Source organism: Jannaschia sp. L-14R (genome assembly GCF_056857695.1).
Window position 1 is genome coordinate 115,800 of sequence record NZ_JBSXNP010000010.1, and the last position, 20,980, is coordinate 136,779.

22 protein-coding genes and 1 tRNA gene are annotated in these 20,980 nt (G+C 61.9%); 18 read left to right on the forward strand and 5 right to left on the reverse strand.

Features of this window, described 5'->3' with window-relative positions; all coding sequences use genetic code 11:
• The 14 genes from AC13C2_RS08915 to AC13C2_RS08980 all read left to right on the forward strand — a co-directional run bounded on the left by AC13C2_RS08915 (position 1) and on the right by AC13C2_RS08980 (position 14,861).
• Positions 1 to 1,029: a TRAP transporter substrate-binding protein gene (locus AC13C2_RS08915; protein WP_482886590.1), complete on the forward strand. Its 1,029-nt coding sequence runs from the start codon at positions 1 to 3 to the stop codon at positions 1,027 to 1,029.
• 29 nt (positions 1,030 to 1,058) lie between these two features.
• The gene (locus AC13C2_RS08920) at positions 1,059 to 1,607 is read left to right on the forward strand and encodes a TRAP transporter small permease subunit (RefSeq protein ID WP_482886591.1); all 549 of its coding nucleotides are present in this window, start codon (positions 1,059 to 1,061) and stop codon (positions 1,605 to 1,607) included.
• Positions 1,604 to 2,887 (forward strand): TRAP transporter large permease, encoded by a 1,284-nt coding sequence (locus AC13C2_RS08925; RefSeq protein WP_482886592.1) that lies wholly within the window; start codon positions 1,604 to 1,606, stop codon positions 2,885 to 2,887. Before AC13C2_RS08920 ends, AC13C2_RS08925 begins: the two co-directional genes overlap by 4 nt.
• Before the next feature lie 60 nt (positions 2,888 to 2,947).
• Entirely contained in the window at positions 2,948 to 4,114 is a 1,167-nt protein-coding gene (locus tag AC13C2_RS08930) for a BaiN/RdsA family NAD(P)/FAD-dependent oxidoreductase (RefSeq protein WP_482886593.1), read from the forward strand.
• 84 nt (positions 4,115 to 4,198) lie between these two features.
• Positions 4,199 to 5,203, forward strand: coding sequence for a TAXI family TRAP transporter solute-binding subunit (locus tag AC13C2_RS08935; RefSeq protein WP_092763858.1), 1,005 nt, complete (start codon positions 4,199 to 4,201; stop codon positions 5,201 to 5,203).
• Positions 5,204 to 5,316: 113 nt separating this feature from the next.
• Positions 5,317 to 7,386 carry a TRAP transporter permease gene (locus tag AC13C2_RS08940; protein WP_482886594.1) on the forward strand — a complete coding sequence of 690 codons (2,070 nt, stop codon included), beginning with the start codon at positions 5,317 to 5,319 and terminating at the stop codon, positions 7,384 to 7,386.
• 100 nt (positions 7,387 to 7,486) lie between these two features.
• Positions 7,487 to 7,909: a DUF4112 domain-containing protein gene (locus AC13C2_RS08945; RefSeq protein ID WP_474522044.1), complete on the forward strand. Its 423-nt coding sequence runs from the start codon at positions 7,487 to 7,489 to the stop codon at positions 7,907 to 7,909.
• Positions 7,906 to 8,898, forward strand: a complete 993-nt coding sequence (locus AC13C2_RS08950; RefSeq protein ID WP_482886595.1) for a YihY/virulence factor BrkB family protein — start codon at positions 7,906 to 7,908, stop codon at positions 8,896 to 8,898. Before AC13C2_RS08945 ends, AC13C2_RS08950 begins: the two co-directional genes overlap by 4 nt.
• Positions 8,882 to 10,072 carry an AI-2E family transporter gene (locus AC13C2_RS08955; protein WP_482886596.1) on the forward strand — a complete coding sequence of 397 codons (1,191 nt, stop codon included), beginning with the start codon at positions 8,882 to 8,884 and terminating at the stop codon, positions 10,070 to 10,072. Before AC13C2_RS08950 ends, AC13C2_RS08955 begins: the two co-directional genes overlap by 17 nt.
• Before the next feature lie 135 nt (positions 10,073 to 10,207).
• A complete protein-coding gene (locus tag AC13C2_RS08960; RefSeq protein WP_482886597.1) occupies positions 10,208 to 11,164 on the forward strand; it encodes a Bug family tripartite tricarboxylate transporter substrate binding protein in 957 nt (318 codons plus the stop codon).
• Between the two features lie 100 nt (positions 11,165 to 11,264).
• Positions 11,265 to 11,717 carry a tripartite tricarboxylate transporter TctB family protein gene (locus AC13C2_RS08965; RefSeq protein WP_092763530.1) on the forward strand — a complete coding sequence of 151 codons (453 nt, stop codon included), beginning with the start codon at positions 11,265 to 11,267 and terminating at the stop codon, positions 11,715 to 11,717.
• 1 nt (position 11,718) lies between these two features.
• Complete coding sequence (locus tag AC13C2_RS08970) at positions 11,719 to 13,251, forward strand: tripartite tricarboxylate transporter permease (protein WP_424338250.1); 1,533 nt, start codon at positions 11,719 to 11,721, stop codon at positions 13,249 to 13,251.
• Positions 13,232 to 14,578, forward strand: coding sequence for an acyclic terpene utilization AtuA family protein (locus tag AC13C2_RS08975; protein WP_482886598.1), 1,347 nt, complete (start codon positions 13,232 to 13,234; stop codon positions 14,576 to 14,578). Before AC13C2_RS08970 ends, AC13C2_RS08975 begins: the two co-directional genes overlap by 20 nt.
• The gene (locus AC13C2_RS08980) at positions 14,571 to 14,861 is read left to right on the forward strand and encodes a DUF4387 family protein (protein ID WP_092763524.1); all 291 of its coding nucleotides are present in this window, start codon (positions 14,571 to 14,573) and stop codon (positions 14,859 to 14,861) included. Before AC13C2_RS08975 ends, AC13C2_RS08980 begins: the two co-directional genes overlap by 8 nt.
• 222 nt (positions 14,862 to 15,083) lie before the next feature.
• Here the strand turns inward: AC13C2_RS08980 and AC13C2_RS08985 are convergent.
• Positions 15,084 to 15,167, reverse strand: a tRNA-Tyr gene (locus tag AC13C2_RS08985).
• Positions 15,168 to 15,278: 111 nt separating this feature from the next.
• Between AC13C2_RS08985 and rlmB the strand changes: the two genes are divergently transcribed.
• From rlmB to AC13C2_RS09000, 3 genes are all read left to right on the forward strand, one after another.
• Positions 15,279 to 16,088 carry a 23S rRNA (guanosine(2251)-2'-O)-methyltransferase RlmB gene (gene rlmB, locus AC13C2_RS08990; protein ID WP_092763522.1) on the forward strand — a complete coding sequence of 270 codons (810 nt, stop codon included), beginning with the start codon at positions 15,279 to 15,281 and terminating at the stop codon, positions 16,086 to 16,088.
• Between the two features lie 97 nt (positions 16,089 to 16,185).
• Positions 16,186 to 16,338 carry a hypothetical protein gene (locus AC13C2_RS08995; RefSeq protein ID WP_482886599.1) on the forward strand — a complete coding sequence of 51 codons (153 nt, stop codon included), beginning with the start codon at positions 16,186 to 16,188 and terminating at the stop codon, positions 16,336 to 16,338.
• 187 nt (positions 16,339 to 16,525) lie between these two features.
• Entirely contained in the window at positions 16,526 to 17,002 is a 477-nt protein-coding gene (locus AC13C2_RS09000; RefSeq protein ID WP_092763518.1) for a CoA-binding protein, read from the forward strand.
• 79 nt (positions 17,003 to 17,081) lie between these two features.
• Here AC13C2_RS09000 and AC13C2_RS09005 read toward each other — a convergent pair whose 3' ends face one another.
• From AC13C2_RS09005 to hisF, 3 genes are all read right to left on the reverse strand, one after another.
• Positions 17,082 to 18,029, reverse strand: coding sequence for a PRC-barrel domain-containing protein (locus tag AC13C2_RS09005; protein ID WP_482886600.1), 948 nt, complete (start codon positions 18,027 to 18,029; stop codon positions 17,082 to 17,084).
• Positions 18,030 to 18,228: 199 nt separating this feature from the next.
• Positions 18,229 to 18,555 carry a phosphoribosyl-ATP diphosphatase gene (locus AC13C2_RS09010; protein ID WP_092763514.1) on the reverse strand — a complete coding sequence of 109 codons (327 nt, stop codon included), beginning with the start codon at positions 18,553 to 18,555 and terminating at the stop codon, positions 18,229 to 18,231.
• Between the two features lie 2 nt (positions 18,556 to 18,557).
• On the reverse strand, positions 18,558 to 19,322 hold the full coding sequence (gene hisF, locus AC13C2_RS09015; RefSeq protein ID WP_482886601.1) for an imidazole glycerol phosphate synthase subunit HisF: 765 nt from the start codon (positions 19,320 to 19,322) through the stop codon (positions 18,558 to 18,560).
• Positions 19,323 to 19,477: 155 nt separating this feature from the next.
• Between hisF and AC13C2_RS09020 the strand changes: the two genes are divergently transcribed.
• Entirely contained in the window at positions 19,478 to 19,915 is a 438-nt protein-coding gene (locus AC13C2_RS09020) for a DUF302 domain-containing protein (RefSeq protein WP_482886602.1), read from the forward strand.
• A 215-nt stretch (positions 19,916 to 20,130) separates the two neighbouring features.
• On the opposite strand, the gene hisA is transcribed toward AC13C2_RS09020, so the two are convergent.
• On the reverse strand, positions 20,131 to 20,850 hold the full coding sequence (gene hisA / locus AC13C2_RS09025; protein ID WP_482886603.1) for a 1-(5-phosphoribosyl)-5-[(5-phosphoribosylamino)methylideneamino]imidazole-4-carboxamide isomerase: 720 nt from the start codon (positions 20,848 to 20,850) through the stop codon (positions 20,131 to 20,133).
• Positions 20,851 to 20,980 lie beyond the last annotated feature (130 nt).

A 20,980-nucleotide genomic window follows, 5' to 3' on the forward strand; every position in this document is an offset into this window, starting at 1 on the left:
ATGAAAAGCACACTGACCCTTCTGGCCCTCGGCACCGCTCTGGCCGGACCCGCCGCGGCCCAAACCCTTTCGGTCGTCGGCAGCTGGTCCAGCCTGCCGCTGAACCAGCAATACGAAACTCCGTTCTGGACCGAGACCCTGCCTGCCGCAGTGCCGGGCCTTGAGGTCGAGATGACGACGCACAATCAGATGAACCTGGGGCTGGGCGACATCTATCCGCTGCTGGGGCAGGGCGTGTATGACGTGGCGATGACCGTGGCCGATTACGCCGTTTCCGATGCGCCGGAACTGGAAGGTCTGGATGTGCCCCTGGTGGCACTGACGGCGGACGAGGCCCGCGCGATGGTCGAGGCCGCCAAGCCGATGGTCGCCGACATCTTCCGCGACCGTTTCAACGCCGAAATGCTGGCGATCGCGCCCTATCCGCCACAGGTCGTGTTCTGCAACGGAGAGATCGCCACGCTGGATGATCTGACCGGTCTGAAAGTCCGTGCCTCCGGCCGCATGACCGCCAAACTGCTGGAAGCCCTCGGTGCCGAGGGCGTCAACGTGTCCTTTGCCGAAGTGCCGGGCGCGCTGCAGAACGGCGTCGTCGATTGTGCGGTCACCGGGGCAGGGTCGGGCTATTCCGCCGGATGGTGGGAAGTCTCGACCCATCTGCTGCCGCTGCCGCTGGGCGGTTGGGACTCGGTCGTGACGGCGATGAACCTCGACAAGTGGAACAGCCTCGATGCCGAAACGCAGGACGCGATCCGCACCTCGATCAAGGCCGATTTCGAGGATCCGGCCTGGGCCGCGGCGCAGGGCGCATTGGTCAATGACATCGCCTGCCTGACCGGTAACGGCGAGTGTGCCTCGGGCGAGGCTCGGTCGATGACGCTGGTCGAAGTGTCCGACGCCGATTTCCAGAAAGCGCGCGATATCCTGACGACCGAGGTTCTGCCGGAATGGGCGGACCGCGCGGGCGGTGATTGGGCACAGCGCTGGAACGAAAGCGTGGGTGCCGTTGTCGGTGTCACGATCGAGTGACGGGCCGGATGTGAATGGGGGCCCGGACGATGGAACTGATCTGGATCAACAGGCTGCGGCGCATCAACCGCTGGGTCGCGCTGGCGACTGGCGCAATGCTACTGGCCTGTGCCGCATTCGTGCTGGCCGATATCATCCTCCGCCGTCTGGGCTCGTCGCTTGGCGGCACCGATGAAATCGCGGGCTACGCGATGGCTATCGGGACCGCCTGGGGCATGTCCTATACCCTACTGGAGTTGGGGCATGTCCGCATCGACCTGCTGCGGTCGCGCGGCGGAACCGGCCTGAAGGCCGTGGCCGATATCTTTTCGATGGTCGTGCTGACGGCGACGGTCACCTTCATCGCGATCCAGGCCTGGCCCGTGGTAGAGCGGTCGCTGACCAACAGCAGCCGCGCCAACACGCCGCTGGAAACGCCGCTGATCTGGGTGCAGATCCCGTGGTTCGCCGGCTGGATCTGGTTCGCAACGGTTTCGGCACTGGTCACCTGCCTTGCGCTGTCCATGGTTCTGCGGGGTCGCGCCGAGGAGACCGAGGCCATCATCGGTGCCTTCGCCGAGCAGGAGATGCTGCAATGATCGGTGCGGTCGCCGGCGGGCTGCTGGGGCTTCTGGCCCTCTCGATTCCGGTCGGCATCGTGCTGTTTCTTCTGGGGTTCGGCGTCGATGCGTTCTTTTCGTCCTTTCCGCTGTCTCGCGGTCTCGGCAACATGGTGTGGTCATCGTCCAATTCGGCCACGCTGATCGCGATACCTTTCTTCGTTCTGCTGGGCGAAATTCTGGTCCGCTCCGGCGTCGCGACCCGCACCTATGCCGCGCTGGACCGATGGGTCAGTTGGCTACCCGGTGGCCTGATCCATGCCAATATCGCCACGGCCACGATGTTCTCCGCCACATCCGGGTCGTCAGTGGCCACTGCCGCCACTGTTGCCACGGTCGCCATGCCACAGGCCGAACGTCTGGGCTATGACCCCAAACTCTTCTCCGGCGCCATCGCAGCGGGCGGCACGCTGGGCATCATGATCCCGCCGTCGATAAACCTTATTGTCTATGGCTTTCTGACGCAGACCTCGATTCCTCGGCTGTTTCTGGCTGGTCTGGTCCCCGGACTGGCCCTGGCACTGGCGTTCATGGGAATCACAGTTCTGATATGTGTCATTCGTCCGTCGCTGGGCGGCGTGCGGAGAACATTTCCGATCCAGCAGATGCTGCTCGCACTACTTGATCTCGGCCCGATCATTCTGCTGTTCGGGCTGATCGTCGGCTCGATCTATCGCGGCTGGGCCACGCCGACTGAAGCCGCCGCCGTGGGGGTCGCGGGTGCGTTCCTGATCGCCGCCCTTTTCGGCGGAATCAACGGCGCGATGCTGCGCGACAGTCTGCTGGGCACGGTCAAGATCACGTCTATGATCATGCTGATCGTGATCGGGGCATCGTTCCTGAACTTCACGCTGGCCTCTGCCGGTCTGGGCCGAGAGATCACGGCCTTCATGGACGGAATGGGTCTGGGGCCGCTGGGCACGATCCTTGTCGTAGTTGTGCTCTATATCGTGCTGGGTTTCTTCATCGAGACGCTGTCGCTGATGGTCGTGACCATCCCGATCATCGTGCCGCTGGTGCTGGAACAGGGCTACGACCCGATCTGGTTCGGTATCCTGATGATCGTCCTGATCGAGATGGCGCTGATTACCCCGCCTGTCGGCCTGAACCTCTATGTCGTGCAGGGTGCCCGGAAATCCGGGTCGCTGAACGAGGTGATGCTGGGCACGATCCCTTATGTCGTGATGATGCTGGTGATGGTGGCGGCCCTGATCGCGCTGCCCGATATCGCGCTTTGGCTGCCTGCGGCATTGGAATAAACGCACCGCCCGATTGTCTGACGATTGCCGCCCCGCATGACGCGTTCTAGAAGGCGCGCCATGCGGTATGATGCAATTGTTCTGGGCGCGGGTGGCGCCGGGCTTCTGGCGGCGGCCACGGCGGGGCAGGCGGGCGCGCGCGTTCTGGTGCTGGATCATGCCGACAAGGCCGGCAAGAAGATCCTGATCTCTGGCGGCGGGCGCTGCAATTTCACCAACACCGGCACCGAACCCGAATGCTTCCTGTCCGACAATCCGCATTTCGCGAAATCCGCGCTCAGCCGATATACGCAGTGGGACTTTCTGGCACTGGTCGAACGCCATGGCATCGACTGGCATGAAAAGACGCTGGGGCAACTGTTCTGCGACGGATCGGCCCGCCAGATCGTGGCGATGCTGCTGGATGAATGCGCTCGCGGCGGAGTGGATGTTCGGCTGTCGACGCAACTGGGTGCCGTCACCCATGCGGACGGGCAGTTCCGGGTCGCCGGGGCCAGCGCGCCGCAACTGGTCATCGCAACCGGCGGGCCATCCATCCCCAAGATGGGTGCGACCGGCGTGGCCTACGACATCGCGCGGCAGTTCGGGCTGGGGCTCGTGGCGCCGCGTCCGGCGCTGGTGCCGTTCACGCTGGGCGGTGATGACATGCCCTTTCGTGAGATTTCGGGCGTGTCCTGCCCGGCCACGGCACGGGCACGCGGCCGATCTTTTCAGGAGGCGGCGTTGTTCACCCACAAGGGCCTGTCCGGTCCCGCCATTCTTCAGGTGTCGTCCTATTGGTCGCCCGGTGACACAGTGTCGCTGAACGTGCTGCCGGACGCGGCAGGCAAGCTGCGCGCCGCGCGCAAGCGCATGCCGCGCGCGCACATGAAGGCTGCATTGACAGAACATCTGCCTGTCCGTCTGGCCGATGTTCTGTCCACGCGGATCGGGGTGACGACCGAACTGGGTAACGTCTCCGACGCCGATCTGGACCGGGCCGCCGACATCCTGACCGACCTGACGTTCCGACCGTCGGGCACTGAAGGGTATGCCAAGGCCGAAGTCACGGCGGGCGGCATCGACACCGCCGCGCTGTCGTCGAAAACGATGGAGGCGCGGACGGTTCCGGGCCTTTACGCCATCGGCGAAGCGGTGGACGTAACCGGCTGGCTGGGCGGTTACAACTTCCAGTGGGCATGGTCTTCGGGGGCCGCGGCCGGGCAGGCCATCGCGATGCGGCGGTGACGAGGATGCTGTTGTCAATCCTCTTCCCCTCGGTCAACGTGGCGGCATGAAAGGTCGAAAAGACCTCAACTCAGGGAGACGATGATGATCCACACATTCAAGACTGCTGCGCTGTCGGCGGTACTGGCCCTCGGGCTGACGGGGGCTGCCAGCGCGCAGGACCTCAAGTTCTTCACCATCGGGACTGGAGGCACGTCTTTCACCTATTATCCGGTCGGTGGCGTCATCGCCAACGCGATCTCAAGACCACCTGGATCGCGCGAATGCGGCGAGGGTGGTAGCTGCGGGGTCGAGGGGCTGATCGCCTCCGCCGTGTCGTCGCGCGGATCGGTCGATAACATCAACGCAATCGTCTCGGGCTTGCGCGACAGCGGATTTGCCCAGTCGGACGTGGCCTATTGGGCCTATACCGGCACCGGCACCATGGAGGGCGAGCCGCCCGCGGAAGACCTGCGGACCATCGCCGCCCTGTTCGAAGAGCATATCCATCTGGTCGCCTTGGCTGACAGCGGCATCGACTCGGTCGCGGATCTCAAGGGTAAGCGCGTTTCGCTGGATGAGCCGGGATCCGGCACCTATGTCGATGCGAACCTGATCCTGGAGGCCGGTGGCCTGAGCCAGGCTGATATCACGGTCGAGGCGCTCAAAGGTTCAGACGCGGCCAACGCGCTACGTAACGGTCAGATCGACGCTTTCTTCGCTGTTGCCGGGTACCCGACGGGAGCGGTGGTCGAACTGGCCTCAGCCACCGACATCAAGATCGTTCCGATCGACGGTGACGTAAGCGCCAAGCTGACCGACGCATACGGCTTCTTCGCCGCAAGCGAGATCCCGGAGGGGACGTATGAAGGCGTCGCAGGCGCGGGCACGATTTCGGTCGGAGCGCAGTGGTTCACATCGGCCAAAGCCGACGACGACCTGATCTACGAGATCACCAAGGCACTGTGGAACGAACAGTCGCGCGTTTTGCTGGACGTAGGCCACGCCAAGGGCAGCTCCATCACGTTGGAGACCGCGTTGAACGGTGTTGGCGTCCCGCTGCATGCCGGGGCTGAACGATTCTACAGGGAAGTCGGAATCCTGAAGTAATCGACGCTTCGTCAGATCCGAACGGGCGGGCCTGCGCTGCGGGCCTGCCCACCCTCATTCGACGTGTCCGCTGGCCGCTGGCCCGCGCCTCACCCTGACATCAGAGGCCCGCCATGACGTCTACCGACATTGCATCCGATACGACATCTGACGACAGGCCGGAACTGACCCCGGAACAACTGGCCGAGATCGAACGCAAGTATGACCCGGAAACCGCGTTCCGCCCCACCGGTCCGATACTTGGTGCCATCATTTCAGCGCTCCTCGTGGCGATGTCGGTGTATCACATCTACGCCGGGGGCTTCGGCCTGATCCGCGAGTTGCTGCACCGGGGCATTCACATCTCGTTCGTATTGGGCCTTGTGTTCCTGCTGTTCGGATGGCGGCGCGCGCCATCGACGGATCTGCCCGCGCGGGCCTGGTGGCGGATCGGAGGCATTCCGATCCTGGACATGGTGTTCGCGGTGCTGGCCGTGGCCTCGGCGATGTATCTGCCCCTTTTGCCACCCGAGGCGCTGGCCGTGCGCGTCGGCAATCCGTCGCAACTGGATGTGTTCATGGGCACTGCGTTGTTGATCCTGACGCTGGAAGCAACCCGCCGCTCGGTCGGTCCGACCCTGCCGCTGATCGCACTGGTCTTCGTGCTGTTCGCACTGTTCGGCCCATGGGCACCGGGCCTTCTCAAGCATGGCGGGACGTCATGGCTGGGCCTGATCAACCACCTCTATATGACCAATCAGGGCATCTACGGCATCGCCATCGGGGTGATGGCAAAATACGTGTTCCTCTTCATCGTCTTCGGAGTGCTGGCCACGCGCATCGGGCTGGGGCAGTTGTTCATCGACATCGCCATGGTCATTGCCGGGCGCTATTCCGGCGGTCCGGCCAAGGTGGCGATCTTTTCGTCGGCGTTCATGGGTACGATTTCGGGGTCCAGCATCGCCAATACGGTGACGACCGGTGCGCTGACCATTCCGGCGATGAAGAAGGTCGGTTATCCGCCGCACTTCGCCGGCGCGGTCGAGGCGACGGCATCCACCGGCGGCCAGATCACGCCGCCGATCCTGGGCGCTGCGGCCTTCATCATGGTTGAATATCTAGAAATTCCGTTGCGCGATGTGCTGGCCGCCGCATTATTCCCCGCGATGCTGCATTACTTCGGCATCTTTATCATGGTCCATCTGGAGGCGAAGCGGCTGGGCCTGCGTGGATTGAAGGCCAGCGAGTTGCCCAAGATGGGGGTCGTGCTGCGCCAGCACTGGCTGTCGATCATCCCGCTGGTCCTGCTGGTCTACATGATCCTGAACGGCTGGACGCCGGATTACGCCGCCGTCTACGGCATCTTCGCCTGTATCGTCGTGGGTGTTCTGAACCCGGTGAATCGATTGACGTTCGTGGACTTGTGGAACGCTCTGGCAGCGGGGGCAAAGAACACGCTTGCCGTTGGTGCCGCTGCGGCGACGGTGGGCGTCATCGTGGGCGTCGTGACCCTGACGGGCGTCGGTTTCCGGTTGGGTTATGTCGTGGTCCAGACGGCCAACGATATCGGCGGCGTGCTGGGTGGGTTCTGGCCCTTCAACTTCTTCGGGGTCGGGCAATGGTCGTTGTTCATATCGCTGATCCTGATCGCCATCGCCTGCATCATCATGGGCGCGGGTATTCCGACGACAGCGACATATATCATCCTCGTCGCCGTCGCCGCACCCGCGCTGGCCGTGCAGGAAGTACAGCCGCTGGTCGCGCACTTCTTTGTTTTCTACTATGGCGTGCTGGCTGACATCACGCCGCCCGTCGCACTTGCGGCCTATGCCGCTGCGGGTATCGCCGGGGCCAATCCGTTCAAGACGGGCAATACTGCGTTCCGGCTGGGCATCGCCAAGGCTCTGGTGCCCTTCGTCTTCGTCTATTCACCATCACTTCTGCTGGTGGCCGACGGGTTCACCTGGTCCGCCTTCGCGATCACCCTGACCGGCGCGGCGCTGGGCATCGCGTCGCTGGGTGTGGCGTTCTCGGGTTTCCTGCTGACGCCGCTGCCCAGGATTCAGCGATGGTGGGTCGGTCTGGTGGCGTTCCTCTTCATCGCGCCGGGGTTGGTGACGATGGCGGTGGGCGTGGCGCTGCTGGCGCCGGTGGTGGCGTTGCAGATACGTGCGTGGACATCCGATCCGGCCGCAGCCGCATAACTTACGGAAGGGAGGGGCGGTCGCATCGCGCGGCATTCTTCAAAGCGACGGGAACCCTCGCGCATCCTCGTGCGTCTGTTTCCCGCAGGAGAGCACGCCCATGACGCCCCACACGCAGGCCCGCATCGACCGTCTTGACCGGCTGGCGAATAACCTCGACAGCCGCTATCGCCTGCCGCTGACGAATATTCGGTTCGGCTGGGATGCGATACTGGGGCTTGTTCCGGGCATCGGCGACATCGCCGCACTGGCCCCCGCCGCCTATATCTGGCTGGAAGCGCATCGCATGGGTGCGTCGAATGGTGTCAAACTGCGAATGGCCGGAAATACGGGGCTGGACTGGCTGATCGGGTCCGTGCCGATCGTCGGCGATATCCTGGATGTGGGACTGCGGGCCAACCGTCGAAACGTGGACCTGCTGCGCAGCCATCTGGAGCAACGGGGACGTTTGAACCGCGCCTCGGATCCGGCGGACAGGTTTCATTCGTCCGATGGGCCGAAACCGAGGAAAAGCGTTGCATGACCGATTTGAACCAACCTCTCACTACTGCCGAGGCAGACGCCGAGCAGCCGGGACGTGGTCGGAACGCCGGAAAGCCTATGGCCATTCCCGCGAAGGGTTGGAAAGATATCGCATGGCGTCTGAAAAATGAGATCACGAACGACAACGTAGGTTTGATCGCTGCAGGCATAGCATTTTACGGGCTTCTAGCGATTTTTCCGGCGATTACCGCCCTGATGGCTCTGGCAGGGTTGCTCTATCAACCGGAAGAGCTTGTTGCTGCGTTGGAAGGGGTCGGGAAAGTCGTGCCCCCGGACGTCAGCGAAATTCTTTTGACGCAGGCCCAGTCGGTCGCCGACGGTCAGGACGCGGGTCTGACCTTTGGTCTGATCCTTGGTATTGCTTTGGCGCTCTGGTCGGCATCTGCGGGTGTCGGAAGTCTGATCCAGGGCCTTAACGTCGCCTATGACGAGCAGGAGACGCGCGGCTTTATCCGGCTGAAGCTCATGACTCTGGCGATGACGATCTCGATGATATTGGGCGTCCTGATTGCCGCTATGCTGATTATTGTCGTTCCTATCGTTCTGGCCTTTGTCACCATCGCTCCGGGAATGGAGACTCTGGTGCAGATCCTAGCCTATATTCCGATGGCTCTGATCTTCGTGTCGGGCGTTGTCATCCTGTATCGCTGGGGACCGGATCGATCGCCTGCCAAGCTGCGCTGGCTGACGCCGGGCGCAATCGCGGCCAGCCTGCTCTGGGTCGTCGCGTCAATCGGGTTTTCCATCTATGTTCAGAATTTCGGCAGTTATAACGAGACATTCGGCTCAATAGCTGGCGTCATCGTTCTGCTGATGTGGATGTGGTTGTCCGCTTATGTCGTGCTTCTGGGGGCCGAACTGAATTCCGAGATCGAGGCACAGACGGCGCGGGACACAACAACCGGCGCGCGTGAACCCATGGGTCACCGCGGCGCGAAAAAGGCGGATGAACTTGGCGCTGCAAGCTGACCCTTCTGGCGAGATGCCGGACCTTTCGGGCAAGAAATCGGAAACTGAAATTCCGGCCCCTCCTACCTCCACACGACATCCCTTGGCCATTCCGGTCACAGGTATCTTCATTCTGCTTCTGATACAGGGGCTGATTTTTGCGTCGCAATTCCTGATCCCCGTGACGACCGCAATTCTTGGCTACTTCATCCTCAACGCGCCGCGTCGTGCGCTGGAGCGAGTCGGTATTCCTGCACCGGTTTCAGCTGCACTCTTCACAATTTCGATCGGTGCCGGGCTTTTCCTGGGCATTCTGGCGCTGAGCGAGCCGGTCTATGAATTCGTCACCGACATTCCGGGTCTGTTTGAAGATCTGATGTCCACACTGAAGGGGCCGGGCGGACTGCTGGAGCCATTGACACAGGCAGCCGACGCTTCGGGGCGGGTACTCGAAGCGACGGGGGAACAGCCCCCTATGCAGGTCGAGGTCGTAGATGACGTCGGTCTGGCAACCTCGGTCGTATCGGTCGCGCCTGCTTTGCTGGGTCAGATCATATTCGCGATTTCCCTGCTGTTCTTCTTGGTGGCGTCAGGGGATATGTTTATTCAGAAAGCGGTGAAGGTCTCGGACCGGTTTCAGGACAAGAAAAACACTGTTACGATGATCCGCACGATCGAGGCACGGCTGGGAAATTATCTCGGCGCGATCACGTTGATCAATGCGGCACTGGGCGTGGTGATCGGAGCCGGAATGTGGTGGTGGGAGATGCCTTCCCCATGGTTGATCGGGATCATGGCCGCGCTTTTGAATTTCGTGCCCTTCGTGGGTGCAGTTGTCGGGGCGGTTATCTCGGCGCTGATTGCGTATGTTTCATTTCTCGATCCATGGATGGCACTGGGCGTGTTCGGAACATATTACGCCATGACCTCACTCGAAGGACAATTCATTACCCCGGCGCTTGTCGGCCAGCGTCTGCGACTGAACGTAACCATGGTCTTCCTGTCGGTCGCGTTCTTCGCATGGATATGGTCGGTGATGGGAATGGTCGTGGCCGTTCCGGCGCTGATCGTGGTCAAGGTCGTTTGTGACAGCGTGCCGAAACTCCGAAAGGTCGGCCTGTTTCTCGGGGATGCAGAAGGCTTCCTGCCCGCAAGGGAGCACACGATAAAACCCACCGCCCCGGACAGGTCCTGACTGCAAACGCGGTGTTTTTGCAGTTACGGGCTGGCAAAAAGACCGACAAACAGGGATTGAACCTTGTGGCGCAGATGTTACCGTTCGCAGCCGAAGGCCGGATGCACAGACCGGCCCAATGTCTGGGAGGACACCATGACCAACAAACTCCGCGCCCTGCTGACGGGTGCAGCCATTTTCGTGGGCGGTTCCGCATCCGCGGCTGAATGCATCGCGCCTGCCAACCCTGGCGGTGGCTGGGATTTTACCTGCCGCCAGATCGGCAAAATCATGTATGATATCGGCGAAGTCGATCAGCCGATTCAGGTCACCAACATGGCCGGTGGCGGCGGCGGCGTGGCCTTCACGACCGTGGTGAACGAACGCAACGATGACTCCGATCTGATCGTGGCCGCATCGCAGGCAACCGCCACCCGTCTGGCGCAGGATGCCTACGGCGGCGCGACCGCCGATCAGGTCCGCTTCGTCGGTGCCATCGGGGCCGATCCCGGTGTGATCGTCGTGGCTGCCGATAGCCCCTATCAGAACCTGACCGATCTACTGGATGCGATGAAAGCCGATCCCGGCTCGGTCGCCTTTGCCGGTGGCTCCGCAGCAGGGGGCTTCGACCACCTGAAAGTCCTGCAGCTGGCCAAGGCCTATGGCGTCGAGGACGTGCGTTCGATCCGTTACATCGGTGTCGACGGTGGCGCGGATGCGATTACCCAGACCATCGGCGGGTTCACCCAGGGCATGACAGGGGACATGTCGGAAGTCGTGGGCTTCCTCGAATCCGGTGACGTACGTGCCATCGCCGTTCTCGCCGACGAGCGCGTGCCCGGCTTCGACATTCCGACCGCCAAGGAACAGGGCGTCGATGTGGTCGCCGTCAACTGGCGTGGTCTCTATGTGCCCAAGGGCGTGTCGGACGAGACGTTCAACGACTGGGCCGCCAAGTTGCAGGCCGTGGCCGACAGCGAGGAGTGGCAGCAGGCGATGGCCGACAACGGTCTTGCCCCGTTCACCGTCGTAGGCGACGATTTCCAGGCGTTCATCGACAAGAACATCGCGGACGTTCAGGCGCTGTCGCGCGAAATCGGCATCATCCAGTGATGTGCCGCGAAGCATCGGGTCACACGCCCGCGAAACCGTGCAATGTGCCAATGCTTCGCACTGCGAATGATCATGGCGGGACTTTTTCGGGGGTCCCGGCATGAACCTTTCGAACGGCAAGGGCGACCGCATTTTCGGTGTGGTCGTCGTCTTGGTGGCGGTGGCCTACGGGGTCGCCGCCCTGCAATTCAAACAAGGGTTCATCGTTGATCCGGTTGGCCCCAAGACGTTTCCGCTGATCGTGGCGGGTGTGTCTGTCGTCTGTGGTCTGATGTTGATCGTGAAACCCGATCCGGACCCCGAATTTCCGCCCCTGCGCACTGTCGGAACGCTGCTTATGGCGATGCTGACGCTCGTGGCCTATGCCTATGCGATCAAGCCGCTGGGCTTTCTGATCCCGACCGCCATCGCCGCCGCGATCCTCAGCTATCAGATCGACCCGCGCGCGAAGTTCGCTGTGGCAGCGGGTCTCGGCCTTTCCGGCGGTCTCTATGTTCTTTTCAAGTTCGTGCTTGGGCTGGGCCTTCTGGGCGTCCCGAAAGGCTGGTTCTGATATGGATATCCTGTCGAACCTCGCCCTCGGCTTTTCCATCGCGCTGACACCCTGGACGCTGATGCTTGCCATCATCGGCTGTTTCATCGGCACCATCGTCGGTGCGCTTCCGGGGCTTGGCCCATCGAACGGCGTAGCCCTTCTGATCCCCATCACTTTCTCCATGGGTCTTGATGCGACGGCCGCGCTGGTCCTGCTGACCTCTGTCTACTATGGCGCAATGTACGGCGGCCGGATCAGTTCGATCCTGCTGAACATTCCGGGTGACGAGCCTGCGATGATGACCACCCTCGACGGCTATCCGATGGCCAAACAGGGCCGCGCGGGCGATGCACTGGTCATTTCGGGCGTGGCGTCCTTCGTTGGCGCACTCTTCGCCACGATCATGCTGGCGCTGGTTGCCCCGATCTTGGCGCGCGTAGCCTATCTGTTCGGTCCGGCGGAGTATTTCGCGCTCTACCTGCTGGCGTTTTCGACGCTGGGCGGCATCGCCTCCAAGAACCAGGCCAAGGCGGCCCTGGCCTCGGCCATCGGTCTTGGGATCGCGATGATCGGAATCGATAACAACAACGTCACGCGCTTCACCGGCGGCAACCTGCATCTGAACGATGGTATCGACTTCCTTGTCGCCATCGTTGGTTTATTCGCGGTGTCCGAGGTGTTTGTCTTTATCGAAAGCCACGGCCGCGGGTCCGCCCTGGGCGTGAAGCTTGACAAGGTGACCGTGCCGTGGCGCGAGATCTGGTCGACGCGCTGGACAATGCTTCGATCCTCGATCCTGGGGTTCATCGCCGGTGTCCTGCCGGGGGCAGGTGCTTCGCTGGGCAGTTTCCTGACCTACATGATGGAAAAATCCATTGGCGGGTCCAAGGCAGGTTTCGGCACCGGGGTCGCAAAGGGGGTCGCCGCGCCCGAGGCCGGAAACAATGCCGCTGCGGGTGGCGCACTGGTCCCCATGCTGACCCTGGGCGTACCGGGGTCCGGGACGACTGCCGTTCTTCTGGCCGTCCTGATGACGCTGAACATCACGCCAGGGCCAACGCTTTTCGCCAACCGGCCCGAAGTGGTCTGGGGTCTGATTGCATCGCTGCTGATCGCGAACTTCGTACTGCTGTTCATGAACGTACCGCTGGTGAAGATTTTCGTGAAGGTCCTGACTGTGCCGCCTGCGCTGCTTCTGCCGGGCGTGATGATGGTCAGCTTCGTCGGCATCTATTCCTTGACCGGCAGCTATTACGACATGCTGCTGATGATCGCCTTCGGGGTCATGGGCTGGATATTCCGCAAGCTCGATATTCCGACCGTGCCGATCATCCTTGGCATTCTGCTGGGAAATGCTATGGAAAACTCGCTGCGGCAGGCGATGACCCTGTCGGCGGGGGATGCATCGTTCCTTTTCTCTTCGGGCATATCCATCGGGCTTTGGGTGGCTGCTGTCACCGGATTTGTTGCGCCGCTGTTCCTGCGTCGCATCATAAAGAAGCCTACCCTACCAGAAATGGAAGTGCCTGATCATGCCAAACCCATCGACTAGAGTACTGGTGCCAGCCGGGGCGCTTGGCCTTGGCTGGGATGAGGAAGCGCTGGAGGCCGGATTGAAGCGCAAGCCGGACCTGATCGCCATCGACGGCGGATCGACGGACAGCGGTCCTGCCTATCTGGGCCGCGGCGTCAGCAAGTATTCCCGCGCCCAGACCAAGGCCGAATGGGGCGCGCTGATCGACGCGGCACACAGGGCCGGTTGCCCGCTGATGATCGGCACGGCAGGCACCTGCGGAGCGGGGTCTGCGGTCGACTGGCTGCTGGATATCACGCGCGAGGTATTGGCCGAGGCAGGGCGTTCCGCCAAAATCGCGGTGCTCTATTGCGACCGGGACCCGGCCATGCTGGCCAGGGAATGGGCGAAGGTGACGCCGCTGTCCGGCGCGCCGGATGTCGATCCGGCCATGCTTGCCGATTGCAGCAACATCGTCGCCCTGGCCGGGGTCGAACAGGTTCAGGCCGCGCTGGAGACGGGGGCCGAAATCGTGATCTGTGGACGCACCACCGACACGGCGATCCTTGCGGCCTTGCCGATTTCAAATGGCTGCCATTTGGGCGCGGCATGGCACGGGGCCAAGGTGGGCGAATGTGGCGCGCTCTGCTGCACGCACCCTGATACCGGCGTGATCGAGCTGTTGTTCGACGCGAACGGATTCACAGTAACGCCTATGGCCGAAGCCTCTGTCGCCACGCCCCGAACGGTGGCGGCGCATCTGTTATACGAGAATTCTGACCCGATCGTACTGCACGAACCGGGTGGTCATCTGGACGTATCGGCGGCGACATACGAAGCGCAGGGCAAGTCCGTGCGGGTCGAGGGCAGCGAATGGCACGCCGCGCCCTATACCGTGAAGCTGGAGGGCGCGCGTGTTGCGGGGCAGGGGGTCATGTCACTCGTCCTGATCCGTGACCCGCGTTATGTCGCGGAGATCGACGACTGGTGCGCTTCACTCCTGGCCCGTGCCCGCAGCAAGGTCTCTGAGCGGATGGGTGACGTCGAATATGATCTGGAGCTGCGCCGCATCGGAAAGGACGCCACCTTGGGTGCGTCGGAGCCGGGAGTTGCCTTACCAAACGAGATCGGCATTCTGGCGCAGGTTATCGCTCCCGACCCCGCAACAGCGCGCGAGGTGGCCAAGACGGTGAACCCCCTGCTGCTGCACCATCCGCTGACGCCAGAGGAACCGATGCCAACCTTTGCCTTCCCGTATTCCCCGCCCGAAATGGACCTTGGACCGCAATACGAATTCGTGCTGCATCATGTTTTGGCGCTGGACGATCCTATGGATGGTTTCCGACTGGAGGTCGTGGATGTCTGAACTGGGCCAGATCGTTGAGCGCATCCGGTCCAAGAACGCGGGGCCGTTCTGGATCACGATCGACATCTTTTGCAACGCGGATGGTTATGAGCGTGTAGTGGTCATCCCGACCGAGGTTTTTGCCGAACGGTTGCGCGCTAGCGGGCTGAAACGCTTTGATCTGCCGGAACTGAACGTCGTGAAGATCAGTCTGCCGCGCCCGCAGATTCAGGGTAGCGCGCGCGATCGGGACATGCACGGCGCGGCGCTGGCGAATGTGCTGACGGGGATGCCGGTTCTCTGAGCGGCAGCCTCAGGGCTCCCAGAGCATTTCAACTCCGGGATAGGCAGTGAGGCTTTGGCAGTTACGCAAAGCCCTGAGACCATCGCACAAGCGGATATAAAACTCGTAAACATTGGGCCCCTCCCTTTTTTCAAAGGGCATAGGGTAAAATAGGAGTGCAGTCTGCGCATCCCTTCCCCACCGCAGCCTTGGCGGATTCGGGAATTTTCGTTGTTTTGAAATTGGTGGGCGACCCTGGAATCGAACCAGGCGTGAGTCGCCTCGAGGGAGTTACAGTCCCCTGCCACACCTTGCGGCCTGTCGCCCACTGGCGGCGGGGATAGCGGGGCCGCCCAGTGGGGTCAAGCGGTGTTGTGGCCCTTGGGCACACGCGCGATAAGGCCTGCAACACAAGACTGGTCGGATCGGGGAAACATCATGGTGCAAAAGCCGAAATGGGTGGTCGAAAAGGAGCAGGCGCGTCGTGCCGCCGCCCAGTCGACGGTCTGGCTGTTCGGGCTGCATGCGGTGCGCGATGCGCTGGCGAACCCGATGCGGGACCGTTTGCGATTGGTGTTGACCAAGAATGCCGCCGACCGGCTGGAAGACGTTGTGCCGCAGTCAGGCATGACGCCCGAAATTGCCGATCCGCGCAAGTTTCCTGTCCCGCTCGACCCTGGATCGGTGCATCAGGGGGCCGCGCTGGAGGTCAAGGCGCTGGACTGGGGACGTCTCGAAGACCTGGCCAGGCCCGGCAGCGGCAATGCGCCCCTGCTGGTCCTGCTGGACCGGGTGACCGATCCGCACAATGCGGGTGCGATCCTGCGGTCTGCCGAGGTGTTTGGTGCTCGGGCCGTCATCGCGCCGTCCCGTCATTCCGCGCCTGAAACCGGGGCGCTGGCCAAGACGGCGTCGGGCGCGTTGGAACGGCAACCGTATTTACGCGTCGGCAATCTGGGCGACGCGATGGAACGGTTGAAAGACATGGGCTACACCCTTGTCGGGCTGGATGGCGAAGCGCCGGAAACCCTGACCGAAGCCGCAGTGGCCCTGACAACAACCCCCACGGCCATCGTTCTTGGAGCCGAGGGGCCGGGCCTGCGCGACCGGACGCGAACCTTGTGCGACCGGATAGTGCGGATCGATCCGGCAGGAGGCTTCGGATCTCTGAATGTCTCGAACGCTGCTGCCGTTGGGTTATTCGCGTTGAGCCAGGGACGAATTCGGGCAGGGGGGGATGATGCCTGAACGGCTGGCGACATGCTGCTATTGTGGACGCCGCACAGCGCTGCGCCACCGTGATCACGCATTGGCTTGCGGATCATGCGGTGCGCCCTTGACGCAGATGAAACGCCTGCGACCGGCGCAGGCCGGTGCCGTGGCGCGCCATGCCCCTACAAAGGTTGCCAGACCCATCAAAAAGCGGCGCAAACCAAAAAGCTTCATGTCGAAATTGCTTGAGGAAATCATCGACGAGATCGAAGATATTTTCGATTGATCGCCATCGCTTCATCGTTACAGAAAAAAACATTGACGTGAGCGGAACTTCTTTCGAGCACAATCGTTACCTACATGTCTGAGGAAGACGAGTTTGGAACCCTCGTTTTTCATTCACTGTCCCTCGTTCCACACCTTCAGGCCCGCGCTTCATTGTCGCGGGCCTTTTTTTGTCGTTTCATACAGCCATGTTGACGAACCCCTCCGATACAGACTTGCGGCATGTCCTGACGACAGCGCGCACCTTCGCCTGCGTTGGCGTGTCACCGAATCCTGTTCGACCCAGCCATTTTGTTGCGCGCTATCTATCGCTGCGCGGGTTCCGGGTGATTCCGGTTAACCCGGTCCATGCCGGCACGAGACTGTTTGGCGAGACGGTTCTGGCCGGACTGTCCGACATCGGGGCGCCGGTCGATGTTCTCGATATCTTCCGCAGACCCGAGGCCGTGCCGGCACTTGTGGAGGAAGGTGTGCGTGTATTGCCGGGCCTGTCCTGTGTGTGGTTGCAGGTGGGCATAACCAGCCCCGAAGCCGCCACGATTTGCGGGGGGGCAGGGATCACGCTCATTCAGGACCGATGCCCCAAGATCGAATATCAACGCCTGTTCGGTGAGTTGCGACAGGGCGGTATCAACACAGGAATCGTCAGTTCGCGCCTTCCGTGAAGACTGTCTCGACCACAACGGAATAGGCCCGCCGCAATATGCGACGGGCCACTGATCTATACGAGGGAATGTATCGGGATCAGTATTCGTAGTCCGGCATGCTTTCCAGCTGCTCTTCGGTGGCGTCGATATAAACGCGCGTATCACCATCGGCCCGCAGGATTGTCAGGCTGTCCATCGACACGGCGACAGGCTTTTCGCCAAGGCCCAGGAAGCCGCCAACGTCGATGATTGCCTTGTCCAGCTTGCCATCGTCGGTCATCAGAAGTTCGCCGACTTCTCCGATCCGCTCATCGTTAGTGCCGTAGACCGAGGTGCCGGTCAGCTCTTCGGTGGTCAGCGCGGAATTGTCGACCAGCTGGTAGCCGTCACGCTCCATCATCGGAGCAGACATCATTCCGGCGGCGCCATCAGCCATGTTGTCCACGGCGTTTCCCGCTTCCTCAACGGTCCGGGCAGTCGTCGTTACGACTGCATCGCCTGCTTCTTCTACTTCGACTTCGGCGTTTTCCAGAGTGCGCTCGGCATTTTCCTCAGTGCGCTCGGCATCTCCCATAGTGCGTTCGGCATCGCGCTCGGCATTAACTTCGGCACGGGTGCGTCCTTCAACGAAATCGTTATCGAATTCGGGCGCCGCTTCCAACTGAGCTTGCGTGCCGGTCAGCACGACAAAATAGTCATCGGCATCAGGTCCATCCGACACAAATTTGAGATCATCCATGTTCACAGCAATGGTGCGCTCGCCCATGCCGAGAAAGCCACCGATATCGGCCAAAACGGCGTCTATACCGCCTTGGTTGCCGATTATAATGTCAGAAATTTCGCCAACGTCGTCCCATTCGTCGGACAAGCCGGCATCCATTTCGACGTCAGTTTCGGTGACGTACAGACGGGCACCCATCAGATCGGATGCACGCAGGGCTTCCGTGTCGATTGACGGAACGAAGGCTGACGCCGTGTGCGCGTCGGCGAATGCGGGTGCGGCCATGGCGATTACAATGGCTGTAGACGCGAAAAGGGTTTTCATCCTAGTCTCCTTGATGTTGAGCGGTTGACCTGTTTGCAGGTTGGTCATCCGGGCAACACGCAAGGCGGCGCAAAGGTTCCGCATCCGGCGCGTCGTCTTGCAACTTTTTAAGATCCGGGCCGTCCGGCGGAAACTGGCACTGTTGAGTGCTGAAGTTCTGTTTTTCTGAAATTTCAAACGGCCGGAAAGATCCGACATATCAGTGCTTGCGCGCAGCTTTTTCCGCAACACCGGACGTTCCGTGGCGACGGTCCAGTTCAGATAACACGTCTTTCAACGTGACGCCGCGCGATGCCAGCATGATGCAGAAATGATAAAGAACGTCGGCCCCTTCGCGCGTGAGGGCGTCCGTGTCGCCCTTAACGGCTTCGATCAGCGCTTCGATTGCTTCTTCCCCGAACTTTTCCGCACATTTTTCCGGACCCTTCGAGAGAAGCCGCGCCGTCCAGCTTTGGTCGGGGTCGGCGCCGCGCCGGTCTTCGATGGTCGACCACAATCGGTCCAGGGTGTGGGGTCTGTCGGACATGGTCATCCTTCCAATCGCATCGGGATACCGGCGGCTGCCATATGTGTCTTGGCTTCGCCGATGGTATAGGTTCCGAAGTGAAAGATCGACGCGGCCAGAACGGCGGAGGCGTGGCCCTCGGTCACGCCTTCGACCAGGTGGTCCAGGTCGCCGACGCCGCCAGACGCGATTACCGGAATCGTTACCGCATCCGACACGGCACGGGTCAGGGGAATATTGAACCCGGCCTTGGTGCCGTCCCGATCCATCGATGTCAGAAGTATCTCGCCTGCACCCCGCTCGGCGGCCAGACGGGCGAATTCGACAGCGTCGATGCCCGTCGGCTTGCGTCCGCCGTGGGTGAAAATTTCCCATTTGTCGGGGGCGACGGTCCTGGCGTCGATGGCGCAGACGATGCACTGGCTGCCGAACTTGTCGGCAGCGCGGGACAGCACGTCAGGGTCTGCCACGGCGGCGGAATTGAAGCTGACCTTATCGGCCCCCGCCAGCAGCAGGTTGCGCACATCCTCTACAGTGCGGACGCCGCCGCCAATGGTCAGCGGCATGAAACAGGCCTCGGCCGTGCGCGTTGCCAGATCATACATCGTGCCGCGATTTTCATGTGTGGCGTGAATATCCAGAAAGCACAGCTCGTCCGCGCCCGCAGCGTCATAGGCGCGGGCGGATTCGACCGGATCGCCGGCATCAATCAGGTCGACGAAGTTAACACCTTTGACCACGCGGCCATCGGCCACGTCCAGACAGGGGATGATGCGCGTTTTCAACATGGTTGCGGTGTGGCCGGGTTTCGCGGTCCTGACAAGGGCAGGGATGGCAGGCGGTGGCAGGCGACGTTAGCGGGCCCCCGCCGATGACCTTTGCGTGAAGCGGGAACAGACGTCAGATGGCCGGGGTTTACCTGTATCATGATTGGGAGAAAAATATGATCCGTACCATCCTCGGGGCCGTTACGGCAATTACCCTTGCCATGCCCGCCGTAGCACTTGAGACGCTGGCATCACCTTATTCCGTATCCGAGACGATGGACAAACTGGTCGCCGCCGTCGAAGGCGCGGGCGCGTCGGTCATCGCACGCGTTGATCATTCGGACGCCGCCGGATCGGTCGATATGGAGTTGCCGGAAAGCCAGCTTCTGATTTTCGGTAATCCGAAAGTAGGAACCCCTGTCATGCAGCAGGATCTGCGCGCCGGTCTGATCCTGCCCCTGCGGGTTTTGGTGTCCGAAGGCGACAACGGCACAGTCATTACGTGGCAATCCCCGAATGAGATGTTTTCCGGGCTGGACGTCGACCTGGAGAGCGAGTCTGTGAAAATGTCGGCGGGTGCTTTGCAGAAGCTGACCGCAAAGGCTGCGGAATAATTCAGCGACTGTCCGCGCCTTCGTCCGGAAGGCGCGGGGTCAGGCAGATCAATCCGACTTTGAAACCGCACCTCTCGCCAGCATCGGTCCAATCCTTGCGAATCTGACCACGATGGTGTCCGCATTCTTATGCTCCGCTGGCCCGTCGCCAACAGACGACGCGAGTGAGAACAGATCAGCACCTGCCACATGGCCAGGCTGGAGGCCTTGGGCGGTCAGTCGTTCAATGTCGACAGCGCCTCGGCCAGATCAATCGCTCCGTCATACAACGCCCGACCAGAGATCGCGCCCGCAATCGTCCCGGTCGCCTTCAGGGCACACAGATCGGACAGCGACGATACGCCACCCGATGCAATAACCGGGATGTCGACGGCACGGGCCAGCGCATCGGTCGCAGCGACGTTCGGGCCACCCATCGCGCCATCGCGGTCGATATCGGTATAGATGATCGCGGCAACGCCTGCGTCTTCGAACTGTTTCGCCAGACCGGTGGCCATTACGTCGGTTTCCTCGGCCCATCCGCGTGTCGCGACCCGTCCTTTACGTGCGTCAATGCCGACCGCCACCTGACCCGGAAAGGCGCGAGCTGCGGCGCGCACCAGATCGGGGTCCTCGACCGCGACTGTACCCAGGATCACGCGGCGCAGACCCTTGGCAAGCCAGGCTTCGATCGTTGCCATGTCGCGGATGCCGCCGCCCAGCTGGCAGGGCACGGTGACCCGCGCCAGGATCGCCTCGACCGCCGCCGCATTTACCGGCGTACCCGCGAAAGCCCCGTTCAGATCGACCAGATGTACCCATTCGCAGCCCGCGTCCTGAAATGCCCGCGCCTGCGCCGCCGGGTCGTCGCTGAAAACGGTGGCCGAGTCCATTTCTCCATGGATCAGGCGTACGGCCTGTCCGTCCTTCAGGTCGATTGCGGGATATAGGATCATGCGCGACGCTCCGGCGTTGGGTTTTGCGGGCTTTCTGGAGCAATCGACGCGCCGGGGAAAGCCCGTGCCGAAACGTCACGCTTGCCTTCGCAGGCCCTCCCGCGTCAGCCTGCGCGCAGTCTTTGGGAGG